16 protein-coding genes are annotated in these 12,786 nt (G+C 63.8%); 9 read left to right on the top strand and 7 right to left on the bottom strand.

The window, feature by feature from the left end:
* Genes OPU69_RS16085 through OPU69_RS16105 form a run of 5 tightly spaced genes read left to right on the top strand, consistent with a single transcriptional unit; the run spans window position 1 to window position 3,770 of the window.
* On the top strand, window positions 1-1,563 hold the full coding sequence (locus tag OPU69_RS16085; protein ID WP_498512428.1) for a tail fiber domain-containing protein: 1,563 nt from the start codon (window positions 1-3) through the stop codon (window positions 1,561-1,563).
* The gene (locus OPU69_RS16090) at window positions 1,560-1,931 is read left to right on the top strand and encodes a hypothetical protein (protein WP_498512430.1); all 372 of its coding nucleotides are present in this window, start codon (window positions 1,560-1,562) and stop codon (window positions 1,929-1,931) included. Before OPU69_RS16085 ends, OPU69_RS16090 begins: the two co-directional genes overlap by 4 nt.
* Complete coding sequence (locus OPU69_RS16095) at window positions 1,928-2,683, top strand: hypothetical protein (protein WP_498512432.1); 756 nt, start codon at window positions 1,928-1,930, stop codon at window positions 2,681-2,683. The genes OPU69_RS16090 and OPU69_RS16095 overlap by 4 nt, the downstream gene beginning before the upstream one ends.
* A gap of 47 nt (window positions 2,684-2,730) precedes the next feature.
* Window positions 2,731-3,015: a DUF7940 domain-containing protein gene (locus tag OPU69_RS16100; RefSeq protein ID WP_498512434.1), complete on the top strand. Its 285-nt coding sequence runs from the start codon at window positions 2,731-2,733 to the stop codon at window positions 3,013-3,015.
* Window positions 3,012-3,770 (top strand): N-acetylmuramidase family protein, encoded by a 759-nt coding sequence (locus OPU69_RS16105; RefSeq protein ID WP_498512436.1) that lies wholly within the window; start codon window positions 3,012-3,014, stop codon window positions 3,768-3,770. Before OPU69_RS16100 ends, OPU69_RS16105 begins: the two co-directional genes overlap by 4 nt.
* A gap of 317 nt (window positions 3,771-4,087) precedes the next feature.
* Here the strand turns inward: OPU69_RS16105 and hisF are convergent, their stop codons facing one another.
* The 4 genes from hisF to hisB are packed head-to-tail and all read right to left on the bottom strand — an operon-like array spanning window position 4,088 to window position 6,789.
* Complete coding sequence (hisF, locus tag OPU69_RS16110; protein ID WP_498512438.1) at window positions 4,088-4,855, bottom strand: imidazole glycerol phosphate synthase subunit HisF; 768 nt, start codon at window positions 4,853-4,855, stop codon at window positions 4,088-4,090.
* Window positions 4,852-5,586, bottom strand: a complete 735-nt coding sequence (gene hisA, locus OPU69_RS16115) for a 1-(5-phosphoribosyl)-5-[(5-phosphoribosylamino)methylideneamino]imidazole-4-carboxamide isomerase (RefSeq protein WP_273303936.1) — start codon at window positions 5,584-5,586, stop codon at window positions 4,852-4,854. Before hisA ends, hisF begins: the two co-directional genes overlap by 4 nt.
* Entirely contained in the window at window positions 5,583-6,203 is a 621-nt protein-coding gene (gene hisH / locus OPU69_RS16120) for an imidazole glycerol phosphate synthase subunit HisH (protein ID WP_498512440.1), read from the bottom strand. The genes hisA and hisH overlap by 4 nt, the downstream gene beginning before the upstream one ends.
* Window positions 6,196-6,789, bottom strand: coding sequence for an imidazoleglycerol-phosphate dehydratase HisB (hisB, locus tag OPU69_RS16125; protein ID WP_060976967.1), 594 nt, complete (start codon window positions 6,787-6,789; stop codon window positions 6,196-6,198). The genes hisH and hisB overlap by 8 nt, the downstream gene beginning before the upstream one ends.
* A 119-nt stretch (window positions 6,790-6,908) precedes the next feature.
* On the opposite strand from hisB, the gene OPU69_RS16130 reads away from it, so the two are divergent.
* The 4 genes from OPU69_RS16130 to gmk all read left to right on the top strand — a co-directional run bounded on the left by OPU69_RS16130 (window position 6,909) and on the right by gmk (window position 9,985).
* Entirely contained in the window at window positions 6,909-7,382 is a 474-nt protein-coding gene (locus OPU69_RS16130) for an SspB family protein (RefSeq protein ID WP_498512443.1), read from the top strand.
* 34 nt (window positions 7,383-7,416) lie between these two features.
* Window positions 7,417-8,814 (top strand): class II fumarate hydratase, encoded by a 1,398-nt coding sequence (fumC, locus tag OPU69_RS16135; RefSeq protein WP_498512445.1) that lies wholly within the window; start codon window positions 7,417-7,419, stop codon window positions 8,812-8,814.
* 69 nt (window positions 8,815-8,883) lie between these two features.
* Window positions 8,884-9,267 (top strand): hypothetical protein, encoded by a 384-nt coding sequence (locus OPU69_RS16140; protein WP_498512447.1) that lies wholly within the window; start codon window positions 8,884-8,886, stop codon window positions 9,265-9,267.
* 61 nt (window positions 9,268-9,328) lie between these two features.
* Window positions 9,329-9,985 (top strand): guanylate kinase, encoded by a 657-nt coding sequence (gmk, locus tag OPU69_RS16145; RefSeq protein WP_060976964.1) that lies wholly within the window; start codon window positions 9,329-9,331, stop codon window positions 9,983-9,985.
* 6 nt (window positions 9,986-9,991) lie between these two features.
* On the opposite strand, the gene OPU69_RS16150 is transcribed toward gmk, so the two are convergent.
* The 3 genes from OPU69_RS16150 to OPU69_RS16160 all read right to left on the bottom strand — a co-directional run bounded on the left by OPU69_RS16150 (window position 9,992) and on the right by OPU69_RS16160 (window position 12,728).
* Entirely contained in the window at window positions 9,992-10,648 is a 657-nt protein-coding gene (locus OPU69_RS16150) for a DUF4197 domain-containing protein (RefSeq protein ID WP_498512449.1), read from the bottom strand.
* A gap of 134 nt (window positions 10,649-10,782) precedes the next feature.
* Complete coding sequence (locus tag OPU69_RS16155; RefSeq protein WP_060976962.1) at window positions 10,783-11,583, bottom strand: SDR family oxidoreductase; 801 nt, start codon at window positions 11,581-11,583, stop codon at window positions 10,783-10,785.
* 2 nt (window positions 11,584-11,585) lie between these two features.
* Window positions 11,586-12,728: an acyl-CoA dehydrogenase family protein gene (locus tag OPU69_RS16160; RefSeq protein ID WP_060976961.1), complete on the bottom strand. Its 1,143-nt coding sequence runs from the start codon at window positions 12,726-12,728 to the stop codon at window positions 11,586-11,588.
* Window positions 12,729-12,786 lie beyond the last annotated feature (58 nt).

Here is a 12,786-nt window from a genome sequence, read left to right on the forward strand (position 1 = left end):
ATGGCTTGGATCCGCACCGGCACCGTCGCCGTCAACAATGGTAGCGCCACCGTCGTCGGCACTGGCACGAACTGGCGTGCGCAGGACTTGATCGGCCAAGGTTTCGATGGCCCCGATGGCCGCACTTATGAGATCATCGACGTTCCTGCAAATGGACAGATGACGCTTGCCACCCCGTATCTGGGAGCAACCGCGACAGGCCAGCCTTACCAGATCCAGCCTTTCCGTGGGGCAGTCGGCGACCTGCTTGCTGCGACGAACAGCCTACTTGGATCGTTTGCCTTCGTTCGCGACGGCATTGGCGCGGGCCTGTTCCCGGACGGCTCTGCCGCGACGCCGGCGTTTCGGTTCGTCAATGACCAGGACACTGGTATTTATCGGGCAGGCAGCAACGTCCTTGGGATCGCAACCGGCGGTGTCGGAAGAGTGATCATCGACGGCAACGGCAATCTCGGCATCGGCAATGCTAGTTTGGGGGCAAACGCAAAGCTGGCCGTAATGAGCAGCGACGTTTACGCCGCGACCTTCAACACGACTTCGGTAACCGCCTCGAGCACTGCGATTTCAATTGGTGGTTATCTGAACGCCGGCGGCGGAACGGGCGGCACTGGCGCCATCCGCGTTTACCACAACCACGCAGCAACTGCGGTCAGTGACATGGCCTTCGAGCTGTCGGGTGGCACGGAAGTGATGCGGATTAAAGGGACGGGCAACGTCGGTATTGGGACGACAGTGCCTGCATCTCGACTTTCGGTCGCAGTGCCTGGGGGAGTGACTGCTCTCAGCCTCACCGGCGATTTTGCCGGCGGCAATACCGTCACGATCAACCCCTATGTCACCGGCGTTAGCAACGACGGCTTTGAGATTCGTGTCGGCTCGAACCGCCGCTTGTCGATTGACCCGAGCGGGCACATCCTCCCCGGCTCCGACGCGGCCCAGAATCTGGCGAGTGCCTCTCTGCGCATAAACAATTCGTACTTCGCGGCATCGCCCACGGTCACATCCGACGAGCGCGAGAAGCACTGGCGCGGCGAACTCAACGCCGCCGAGCTGCGCGCGGCCAAGCGGATCATCGGCGAACTGGGCATCTATCAGTGGAACGATGCAGTCGCCGAAAAGGGCGAGGATGGCGCGCGACTGCACTTCGGTGTCAGGGCGCAGCGGGCTTTCGCAATCCTGGAAGACGAAGGGTTGGATTGGCAGCGCTACGCTTGGTGCTGCTACGACCAGTGGGAGGAGCAGACCGAGCCGGTGATGGCCGAAGTCACCGTCACCAAGACGCGCAAGGTGATGCGGCCCAGCACGCTTCTCGATCCCGCCACTGGCCAGCCTGCGATGGTCGAGGTCGACGAGGCCTATGAAGAAACCGAGATGCAGCCGACCGGCGAAACCCGCGTCACGCTGGAAGCGGGCGACCGCCACGGCGTGCGGCCCGACCAGCTTCATTCTTGGATGATCGCGGTGCTGGCGAAGACCCAGGCCGAGCAGGAGGTGATGATCGTTTCGCAGGCGGCAGCAATTTCCAGCCTCGAAGGGCGCATTGCCTCGCTGGAGGCCGCGTGAGCCTTGTCCCGTCCACTGTTGCGGAATGGCTGGCAGGCCGCGCGATCTACGCGCAGGCCGAGGATGCGGCTTTGCGGGCGAGCTGGGGCGATGTTTCCATTGAGAGCGAGGTTCTCTCCCCCATCGCTGCGGCGACGGACGCTGCCGCTGAATCGGATCGGCAACTTCAGTTTCTGGGTCAACCGCTTGCTGAGGAGGTTATCGAAATCGCGGGCGAGCGTGTCGATTTGCTCGGCACTTGCCAGCGGATTGCCTGTGATCGCGCTGGGTATGCCGATGGCCCGGCTGTGTTGGTAATCGGCGCGGAGGAGCAAGACAGCGGGGTCACCAGATTGACGGTGCTCCGCCCAATGGGAGTTGGGGCATGACGACCGGTATCGGCATTCTCGCGCCATTGGCCATTGCGGCGATCGCGTCCAACAATGGTACGGGCGTTGCCAATCTTCTCAGTCCGTCGCCGAGAGAAGTGTGGCGTGCCAGCGCAGTCGGCAGCTCGGCGATCGATGTCGACTTCGGCGGTCCGGTCTCGATCGACACGATCTTCCTGGGGTTCACCAACGCCACGCCCGACGCAACGTGGAGCGTCGCGACCATGACCAGTTCTGGCGGGGCTGGCCTAGTCCTGATAGCTGGTGTCAGACCATTGCGAGTGCCTGGCTCAATCGGGGCACGGCAGCACGGTTTCCTTCGCCTGGATGAGCCTGTTTCGACCAGGTATCTGCGCATCACGGTGAACCAGGTCAGCGGTGCAAATCCCTTCCAAGCCGGCGTCGTCCTGGTCGGTCGCGCAATCGAGAGGCCCTATGAATATCGGGCCGGGCGCGTCGCACTGGATCTTTCGAAGAAGACCGAGCTGGTCGATGGTGGTTTCGGCATCAGCAAAGGCGCAATCGTTTCGTCCTATCTCTTCACGCTGTCTGGCCTCACGGACGAACAGGTGGAAGAGCTCTGGCAGATCGTGATGGTGGTCGGCGAGAGCTCTCCATTGTTGATCGTGGAGGGGCACGATACCCTGCGGTTCTCGCATCTCCATTATGGCCTGTTTCAGCGGCTAGAACCTTATCAACGCGAAGAGCCCGAGGACACCCGCTGGGGCTTGAGTATTCGGGATTGGGGGTGAGATGGCTCACAGGGAAAAAGCAGCCTCCAACGACGTAAGGTCAGCCCATGTTTGACCGCATCCTTTCTTTCGTCCGCAACAACATGGTTGATGACGCTCGCGACTGGTGGCGCTGGTGGTCTGTCCGCTTGCTCGCCTTGGCATTGGCGCTTCAGACGCTGCAGCTGACCTCGCCCGAGGCACTGGTGGCATTCTGGCAATCGGTGCCGCCCAGCCTTCGAAGCATGCTGCCGCCTTGGCTCAACGACCTCATCACCGTGCTGCTGATGTTCGCCGCACTTGTTGCGCGCTACTGGAAGCAGCCTGCGCCGCCCAGGTCGCCCGACGCATGAGCCGTCAACCGATCTTTGCAGCCATCCGCGCTGCGCGCGCCGGAGCCTCGTTCAACCAGAACGAGGTGGAGCAGATCGACACGCTGCTCGACAGCCTGGGGGTGGCCAGGATCGAAGCCGAAAAGATTGGCCTGACATCAGCCGATTTTGCCAATGCGGCTGCCACGCTCAAATGCACCGTGGCGCAGATCCGTGCGGTGTGGGAAGTCGAGAGCGGTGGGGGTTGGTTTCGCGATGTTCGGGCCGACATCCTCGCCGCCGATGGTCCCGGTGGCTTTATCGACGGGCCTGATCTGCCCAAGATCCTGTTCGAGGCGCATGTCTTCGATCGTGAGACCGGTGGGCGCTTCAGAGCATCGCATCCCAATCTGTCATCGGCGAAGTGGAACCGCGCGCTCTATGTCGGCGGCCAGGCCGAATGGCTGCGCCTGCACCGGGCGATGCAGCTGGATCGCCGCGCGGCGTTGCGCTCGGCTTCGGTGGGCGGCGCGCAGATCATGGGCTTCAATCACGAGCTTGCCGGCTACGCCACGGTCGAGGCGTTCTGGGACGCGATGAAGGTGTCCGAGGCGGAGCATCTGAAGGCCTTTGCAACCTTCATTCAACGCTCTTTCCTGGCCGATGAATTGCGCCTGATCAGCAACCGATCTGCCGACTGTATTCCGTTCGCGAAGGGCTATAACGGCCTCGGCTTCCAGAAGAACCAGTACCATATCAAGATCGCTTCGGCGCATCAGCGTTGGAGCGCGAAGTGACCAGTTTAGAGTTGGGTGGGCGCGTCGGTAGCTTATCCAATAATGTGATGTTTATGATTCCGCGCTCCTTCGGGCAGTCATATCCCTGGAGTGCCTTGATGATGATCCACGACACCGACAGCCCTTCCGCTTGCGGGCTGAGTTGCTCGATCCGATCTGGGTCATAGGTGATGATGGCGAATCGTCGACGCGGCATGCGCTGTGTTCGCATTTTGTTCTATATGGCGTCAACGCACCAATGGGTCAGATTTGGCCAAAATTCGCCGCGCTATTTTTGGCCAGCATTTTTGGCCAGCTACACTGCAAAAGCTGTAAAATCAGTGCGATCGCGCAGGCAATCCGGCTTCGGCCAGCGCGCGATGGGCATCGGCGATGCTGGCTTCGCCGAAATGGAAGATCGATGCTGCAAGCACCGCGCTGGCATGGCCCTGGGTCACGCCTTCGACCAGATGGCCGATATGCCCCACCCCGCCACTGGCGACGACGGGGATATCGACCTGGTCGGCTATCGTGCGGATCAGCTCGAGATCATAGCCGTCGCGCGTGCCGTCGCGGTCCATCGAGGTGACGAGCAGCTCGCCTGCCCCAAGCCGGGTCAGCTTCAACGCGTGCTCGATCGCATCGATGCCGGTTTCCTTGCGACCGCCATGGGTGAAGATTTCCCAGCCCTGGCCGTCGGCGCGGCGGCGCGCGTCGATCGAAGCGACGATGCACTGGCTGCCGAAGCGCTCGGCGATGTCGGCGACGACCTCGGGGCGCGACACCGCCGCGCTGTTGACCGCGACCTTGTCGGCCCCGGCGAGCAGCAGCGCGCGGGCATCCTCGGCGCTGCGCACCCCTCCGCCAACGGTGACCGGCATGAAGCAGACTTCGGCAGTTCGGCGAACGACATCGATGATGGTCCCGCGCGCCTCATGGCTTGCCGAAATGTCGAGAAAGCATAGCTCGTCGGCCCCGGCGGCGTCATAGGCGCGCGCCTGTTCGACCGGATCGCCCGCATCGCGCAGATCAACGAAGTTCACGCCCTTGACCACGCGGCCATTGGCGACGTCGAGACAGGGGACGACGCGGACGCGAACGCTCATCCGCGCGACGCCATGGCGATCGCGGTGGCGAGATCGAGGCGGCCATCGTAGAGCGCGCGGCCCGTAATGACGCCTTCGATGCCGTCTTCGGCGTGGAGACTGAGCAGATGAATGTCGTCGAGCCCCTTCACCCCACCGCTGGCGATCACCGGAATGTCGGTGGTGCGGGCGAGTGCGACGGTCGCATCGATGTTGCACCCCTTGAGCAGCCCATCGCGCCCGACATCGGTGAAGAGGAGGCTGGCGACACCGGCGTCCTCGAAACGGCGCGCCATGTCGGCGACGGGAACGTCGGAGACATCGGCCCAACCATGCGTCGCGACCATGCCGTCGCGCGCATCGACCGCAACGACGATGCCACCCTCATAGGCCTTGGCCATGTCGCGCACGAATTCGGGATCGGTCAACGCCGCCGTGCCGATAACGACGCGAGCTACGCCGAGGTCGAACCAGCCTTCGACAGCGGTGCGGGTGCGAATACCGCCGCCGAGCTGGAGATAGCCGGGAAAGCTCTTGATGATCGATTCCACCGCGCTGCGGTTGACCGCTTCACCGGCAAAGGCTCCGTCCAGATCGACGACGTGCAAATGCTGGGCACCCGCTTCCGCAAAGAGCTGCGCCTGGGCTGCGGGATCGTCGCCATAGACCGTCGCGCGGTCCATATCGCCTTCGGCAAGACGAACCACCTGGCCGCCTTTCAGGTCGATCGCGGGAAAGACGATGATGCTCATGACACGGTCCAGTCGAGAAAGCGGCGGAGCAGATCGAGGCCATAAGCCTGGCTCTTTTCCGGATGGAATTGCACGCCCAGGATGTTGCCGCGCGCGACGGCGGCGGTCACCGGGCCGCCATGATCGGTGACGGCGGCGACATCATCAGCATCGGCAGCGGCAAAATGGTAGCTGTGCAAGAAATAGGCCTCGCCCGGCACAATCAGGGGCGCGCCATCCGAGGGCGTGACATCGTTCCATCCCATATGCGGGACCTTGATCGATGGCGTCGCGTCCATCGCGCGCACTTCGCCCGCAATCCAGCCGAGCCCCGCATGCGTGCCATGCTCGAGCCCGCGCGTCGCGAGCAGCTGCATGCCGACACAGATGCCGAGAAACGGCACCCTGTCGCCGCGCACCCGGTCTTCGAGCGCATCGATCATGCCGGGGATGGCGGACAGCCCGTTCATGCACGCGGCAAAGGCACCGACGCCGGGCAGGACGATGCGGTCGGCCGCACGCACCAGCGCGGGATCATCGGTCACCGCGATATCGGCGGCACCGGCGGCCTTCAGCGCATTGTGCACACTGTGCAGATTGCCCGCGCCATAATCGATCAGCGCGACCCGATCAGCCACCCAATATGCCCTTTGTCGAGGGCACCGCGCCCTGCTTGCGCGGGTCGATCTCGACCGCGGCGCGCATCGCACGGGCAAAGCCCTTGTAGATGCTCTCGCAGATATGGTGGTTGTTCGCTCCGTAGAGCAGCTCGATATGCAGCGTCAGCCCTGCGGTCTGTGCGATCGAGTGGAACCAGTGCTCGAACAGCTCGGTATCCATCTCGCCCAGGCGCGGCTGCGTGAAACCCGCCTTCCAGACGAAATAGGGTCGGCCCGAGATGTCGACCGCGACACGGCTCAGCGTCTCGTCCATCGGCGAATAGGCATGGCCATAGCGGACGATGCCGCCCTTGTCGCCCAGCGCCTGGGTGAGCGCCTGGCCGATGGCGAGCGCGCAATCCTCGGTCGTGTGGTGCTGATCGACATGCAGATCGCCCTTGATCCGGCAGGTCAGGTCGATCAGCGAATGGCGCGAGAACTGCTCGACCATGTGATCGAGAAAACCGATGCCGGTCGACACGTCGAACTGGCCTGTCCCATCGAGGTTCAACTCGACGAAAATGTCGGTTTCGTGGGTCTTGCGTTCTATCCGGGCGGTGCGCATGCTGCGCCCTATAATCAGCTTGCGGAGACGCGCAACATTTTTGCCACTTGTTGCAGCGTGCTGTCGTGCGGGCCATTAGCGCCTTGACCCTGAACGAATGTCGGTCCAACAAATTGGGCATGAGTGACGATGCGCCCGACAGCCTGATTCCCTACGACGAGATCGTCCAGGAAGCCCTGCGCGCAGTCGTCGGCCGCGTGCTGGGCGAAGTCGAATCGAATGGTCTCCCCGGCAGCCATCATTTCTACATCACGTTCAAGACGCGCTCGCCCGGCGTGGACATTCCGCGCCATCTCGTCGAGCGCTTCCCGGACGAGATGACGATCGTCCTCCAGCAGAAATTCTGGGACCTGAAGGTCGAGAAGACAGGCTTTTCGGTGGGGCTGAGCTTCAACCGCGTGCCCGCGCACCTGTTCATCCCGTTCAGTGCGATCACCGCATTTGTCGACCCGGCGGTCGATTTCGGCCTGCAGTTCCAGGTTTCGGGCGATACGCCTCCGCCCGAGCCGTACGAAGCGGCGGAAAATGATCATCCCGGCGGCGATGGCGACGGATCCAACGTCGTCAGCGTGGATTTCGGCAAGCGCAAATAGCGGCTTTGAGGGCCGCCTTTCACGGACAGGGCCTTTGACAGACATCGATACCCGCATCGAAAGCGACTCGCTGGGCGAGATCGCGGTCCCGGCGAGCTGCTATTGGGGCGCTCAGACGCAGCGCAGCCTCGAGAATTTCCCCTTCGCGCCGCACGAGCGCATGCCGATCGGCATCGTGCATGGCCTCGCGGTGGTCAAGCAGGCGGCGGCGCGCGTGAACCGCGACCATGGCCTGCCCGCAGAGCTCGCCGATGCGATCGAGAACGCGGCGGCCGAAGTCGCCTCCGGTGCGCTCGACGATCAGTTCCCGCTGACCATCTGGCAGACCGGCAGCGGCACGCAGAGCAACATGAACGTCAACGAGGTGATCGCGGGCCGCGCCAACGAGCTGCTGACCGGCCAGCGTGGCGGCAAGGCGCCGGTGCACCCCAACGATCATGTCAACAAGAGCCAGTCGTCGAACGACGCCTTTCCGACCGCGATCCATATCGCGGCCAGCCTGGCGGTGCAGACGCGGCTGCGCCCTGCCCTCGACCGGCTGACGGCTGCGCTGGCGGAAAAGGCGGCTGCCTGGGACCATATCGTCAAGATCGGGCGCACCCATTTGCAGGACGCGACTCCGCTGACCTTGGGCCAGGAATTTTCCGGCTATGCCAACCAGCTCTATCGCTGCGGACGACGGATCGAACCGGCGATAGTGGCGGGCACCTATCGGCTCGCGATCGGCGGCACCGCGGTCGGCACCGGCCTCAATGCCCCCAAGGGCTTCGCGCAGGCGATGTGCGAGGCGATCGCCGAGATCACCGGCCATCCCTTTCACCCGGCGGAGAACAGCTTCGAGGCGCTGGCCAGCAACGACCCGCTGGTGCACTTGTCGGGCACACTCAATACGCTGGCGGTGGCGCTGACCAAGATCGCCAACGATATCCGCTTGCTCGGCTCGGGCCCGCGCTCGGGCCTTGGCGAGCTCGAGCTTCCCGCCAACGAGCCGGGCAGTTCGATCATGCCTGGCAAGGTCAATCCGACCCAGTGCGAGATGCTGACCATGGTGGCAGCGCAGGTGATGGGCAACCATCAGGCGATCACCATCGGCGGGCTGCAGGGGCATATGGAGCTCAACGTGTTCAAGCCGCTGATCGGCGCGAACGTGCTGCGGTCGATCGATCTACTGGCGACGGGGATGGAGGGCTTTGCCGAGCGCTGCGTCGAGGGGATGAAGGCCAACGAGTCGCGGATCGCCGAGTTGGTGGATCGCTCGCTGATGCTCGTCACCGCGCTTGCCCCGGTTATCGGCTATGACCATGCCGCGAAGATCGCCAAGCACGCGCACGAGCACGGGCTGACGCTCAAGCAGGCGGGGCTGGCACTGGGGCTGGTCGACGAGGCGACGTTCGATGCGCGTGTCCGCCCGCAGGACATGATCGGTCGCTGACTGGTTGCGGGAACGCTCCTGCGGCGGCAGGCGTTTGAGGTCGGAGCCCAAATCAGCTATGGATGTGCCATGACCAACCCCGTGAACAACAGCCCGTCCACCCCCGAAACGCCTGCAAGCACCGCGCCGGTGGTGAACGCACCGGCACCGGTCGACGGGACCGGCGTCACCGCTGCGCCACCCGCCGCCCGCCCGCATTGGACGGTCGGTGCCTGGAATGGCGCGAGCCGCCTGATCACCACAGCGGCCAATGACGAGCTGGTGCGCAACATGATCGGTGCCAAGGCGCGCAGCCAGATTGCCGCAACGGTGTTCGGCGGCACGGTCATGGGCGCCATTGCCGCGCGCATTGCCACCCGCTCGGTTCCCGGTGCGCTGCTCGTCGGCGGAGCGCTGCTTGCCAAGGCGGTCTATGACCAGCGCAAGGATAAGGGCAAGCTGCCCAAGGCGTGAGCGCCGAATTGTAACACACAAACTGGTTGACCTTTGGCGGCGGCTTTGGCCATGAGCCGCCATGGTCAACACCGTTATCCAAGCCCCCCTTGCCCGCCGCGGCCTGCTTTTCATCCTGTCTTCGCCATCTGGCGCGGGCAAATCGACCATCGCGCGGATGCTTCTCGAGCAGGACGGACATATCGCACTGTCGGTGTCGGTAACCACGCGCCCGCCGCGCCCCGGCGAGGTCGATGGCAAGGATTATCATTTCATCGACGAGGCCGAATTCCATCGCCTGGTCGAGGAAAACGCATTGCTCGAATGGGCCAAGGTGTTCGGGCATTATTACGGAACGCCCAAGGCCCAGGTGAAACAGGGTCTTCGCGACGGGCAGGACTTCCTCTTCGACATTGACTGGCAGGGTACGCAACAGCTGTATCAGCGCGCCGAGGGCGATGTCGTGCGCGTGTTCATCCTGCCGCCGTCGCTCGAGGAATTGCACCGCCGCCTCCGCAGCCGCAACACCGACAGCGAAGAGGTGATCGCCGGGCGCATGGCGCGCGCGCAGGACGAGATCAGCCATTGGGACGGCTATGATTTCGTCGTCATCAACGACAATGTCGAAAGCTGTTTCGACAAGGTCCGCCAGATTTTGAACTCGGAACGGATGCGCCGCGCGCGCCAGACCGGGCTGATCGATTATGTCCGCGACCTGATGAACGCGCCCGCCCCCTGAGGCAGCTTACATCACCCGGTCGAGCAACTTCTTGCCGGACTTGAGCGGGTTCTTCCGGAAATTGGCTTCCTCGCGTCCGATATAGGTGAAGATGCCCGACATTGCCTGGTCGGTGACGCTATCGATCAGGCCGTCGCGGCTGAGATCGACGCCTGCCAGCGCTCCCAGAACCCCGCCGGTACCGCTGCTGCCAAGACTGTCGAGCTGCTTGAAAGCGCCGGTCCGGCCCAGCGCATTGCTCACCAGCGGCCGCATTTTCTGCCGCAGCACCTCGCCCGAGGTGCGCCGGAGATATTGCGTGCCTGCGGTATCGCCGCCCGCGACGATGCCGACGCCATCGGCCAGCGTCATCGAATCGATCGCCGAGCGGAACACCGGCTTGGCCTCCTGCGCCGCAAGCCCGGCGGCATCGTTGAGCGATTTGACCAGATTGTTGGTGATGCCCGCCCGGTCGGTGAGCCGCATCAGCTTGGTCGCCTTTTGCAGCGGGCCGGGGAGGAGGATGCGCACAGCCTGGTCCGCATAGAAGGCACCGGGCTGTCCGAGCTGATCGAGCGCGCTGTCCGATGCATTGCCAAGCAGGCTCTTCATCGATCCGCCGAGTGAGGGAGAGGATTTGCGGGATTGCGCCTCGGCGATCGGACCGGTCGCAACAACTGCCATGCTTAGGCCGATTGCCATCGCCACGTTGCGCATTCCCATCACACAGCTCCCCATGAATATTTCCAGGCACTGTGCATGAAAACGGCACGCGCAACCAGTGCGCGCGCCGTGATTTTACGTCCTGTCGGGACCGATCAATGGCCTTCGGGATCGTAACCACCCTGCGGGACCGAAGCATTGACGATGCCGCCATCGACCGGGATGGTCGTGCCGATGACGTAATCGCCCGCGCGGCTGGCGAGGAAGATCACCGCGCCCGAAATGTCCTGCCAGTCGCCGACGCGCTTGTTGGGGATGCCGCTGGCCACCTTGTCGCCATAATCGCGCGCGGCCTTGTTCATGTCCGACGGAAACGCGCCGGGGCCGATGCCGGTGACATAGATATGGTCGCGCAGCAGGCGGACCGCCATGCGCTTGGTAAGCTGGATCAGAGCCGCCTTGCTCGCCTGATAGCTATAGGTTTCCCACGGATTGACCCGCATGCCATCGACCGAGGAGATGTTGATCACCTTGGCCGGGGTTTCGGCGCTGGCACCGGCCTTGAGCAGGCCATGCAGCGCCTGGGTCAGGAAGAAGGGCGACTTGACGTTGAGGTCCATCACCTTGTCCCAGCCGATTTCGGGAAAATCCTCGAACTCTGCACCCCAGGCAGCGCCGGCATTGTTGACCAGAATGTCGAGGCGGCTCTCGTGCTCGGCGAGATTCGCGGCGAGCTGGCGTGCGCCCTCGACGCTGGAGACGTCGCAGGGCAGCGAGATGCAGTTGGGGCCCAGCTCCTCGGCGGTCGCATCGCAGGCGGCGGCCTTGCGCGCCGAGATATAGACCTTGGCGCCAGCGGCGATCAGGCCCTGTGCGATCATCTTGCCGATGCCGCGCGAGCCACCGGTGACGAGCGCCACCTTGCCCTTGACCGAAAACAGATTTTCAATGCTCATGTTCATCCCTCCGAACGCAAGGCTTCCCTTGCAATGATGGTCCGCTGAATCTCGCTGGTTCCCTCGTAGATGCGGAACAGGCGGACATCGCGGTAGAAGCGTTCGATGCCATAGTCGGCGATATAGCCCGCGCCACCGAAGATCTGGACCGCGCGGTCGGCGACGCGGCCGACCATCTCGGAAGCGATCAGCTTGGCGCAGGCGCAGTCCTCGGTGATGCGCTCGCCGCGGTCCTTGGCCCTGGCGGTCTGCAGCACCAGCGCCTTGGCCGCCTTGCACTCGGCCACCGAGTCGGCGATCATCGCCTGGATCAGCTGGAATTCGGCGATCGGCTTGCCGAACTGCTGGCGCTCCCTGGCATAGGCGATGCTGTCCGCGATCAGCCGCTCGGCCGCCCCGACGCACACCGCCGAAATGTGCAGCCGCCCGCGATCGAGCACCCGCATCGCGACCTTGAAGCCGTCACCTTCCGCGCCCAGGCGATTTTCCACGGGCACGCGCACATTGTCGAAATTGACGTCGCAGACATGCGCGCCCTGCTGGCCCATCTTGCGCTCGGGCTTGCCGACCGAAAGGCCGGGCAGATTGCGCGGCACCAGGAACGCGGTGACCCCCTTGGGTCCGGGCCCGCCGGTGCGCGCCATCACCGTGAACAGGTCAGCCTTGTCGGCATTGGTGATGTAACGCTTCGAGCCGTTGAGCACATAGGCGTCGCCATCGAGCTCGGCGCGGGTCTTGACCGAGCCGCTGTCCGATCCGACATCGGGCTCGGTCAGCGCGAACGAGGTGATGATCTCGCCGCTGGCGATCAGCGGCAGGTACTTCGCCTTCTGCGCCTCGTTGCCGTCCATCACCAGCCCCTGGCTGCCGATGCCGACATTGGTGCCGAAAGTGGAGCGCATCGCGGGCGACGTACGCCCGAGTTCGAAGGCGATGCGGACCTCCTCCTCCATGTTGAGGCCGAGACCGCCATAATCCTCGCTGATCGACAGGCCGAACAGGCCAAGCTCGCGCATGTCCTGCACCAGATCGTCGGGGATTTCGTCGGTTTCGGAAACCTGGGCTTCGAGCGGACGCAGGCGTTCGGCAACGAAGCGGCGGACGCCCTCTAGCAGCGCGTCGAAAATTTCGGGATCGAGTGCCATGCAAATACTCCCCTCTCCTTTTGGGGGCGGGGCTGGGGGGGGCATAGCTGCGCCACCC

This window comes from Blastomonas sp. 34TW (assembly GCF_059803595.1).

Excerpts from the sequence above, each read along its gene's own strand:
- OPU69_RS16085 (WP_498512428.1), top strand. The coding sequence starts at position 1 with ATGGCTTGGATCCGCACCGGCACCGTCGCCGTCAACAATGGTAGCGCC.
- OPU69_RS16095 (WP_498512432.1), top strand. The coding sequence starts at position 1,928 with ATGACGACCGGTATCGGCATTCTCGCGCCATTGGCCATTGCGGCGATC.
- OPU69_RS16100 (WP_498512434.1), top strand. The coding sequence starts at position 2,731 with ATGTTTGACCGCATCCTTTCTTTCGTCCGCAACAACATGGTTGATGAC.
- OPU69_RS16105 (WP_498512436.1), top strand. The coding sequence starts at position 3,012 with ATGAGCCGTCAACCGATCTTTGCAGCCATCCGCGCTGCGCGCGCCGGA.
- hisF (WP_498512438.1), bottom strand. The coding sequence starts at position 4,855 with ATGAGCGTTCGCGTCCGCGTCGTCCCCTGTCTCGACGTCGCCAATGGC.
- hisA (WP_273303936.1), bottom strand. The coding sequence starts at position 5,586 with ATGAGCATCATCGTCTTTCCCGCGATCGACCTGAAAGGCGGCCAGGTG.
- hisB (WP_060976967.1), bottom strand. The coding sequence starts at position 6,789 with ATGCGCACCGCCCGGATAGAACGCAAGACCCACGAAACCGACATTTTC.
- OPU69_RS16130 (WP_498512443.1), top strand. The coding sequence starts at position 6,909 with ATGAGTGACGATGCGCCCGACAGCCTGATTCCCTACGACGAGATCGTC.
- OPU69_RS16140 (WP_498512447.1), top strand. The coding sequence starts at position 8,884 with ATGACCAACCCCGTGAACAACAGCCCGTCCACCCCCGAAACGCCTGCA.
- gmk (WP_060976964.1), top strand. The coding sequence starts at position 9,329 with ATGGTCAACACCGTTATCCAAGCCCCCCTTGCCCGCCGCGGCCTGCTT.
- OPU69_RS16150 (WP_498512449.1), bottom strand. The coding sequence starts at position 10,648 with ATGGCAGTTGTTGCGACCGGTCCGATCGCCGAGGCGCAATCCCGCAAA.
- OPU69_RS16155 (WP_060976962.1), bottom strand. The coding sequence starts at position 11,583 with ATGAGCATTGAAAATCTGTTTTCGGTCAAGGGCAAGGTGGCGCTCGTC.
- OPU69_RS16160 (WP_060976961.1), bottom strand. The coding sequence starts at position 12,728 with ATGGCACTCGATCCCGAAATTTTCGACGCGCTGCTAGAGGGCGTCCGC.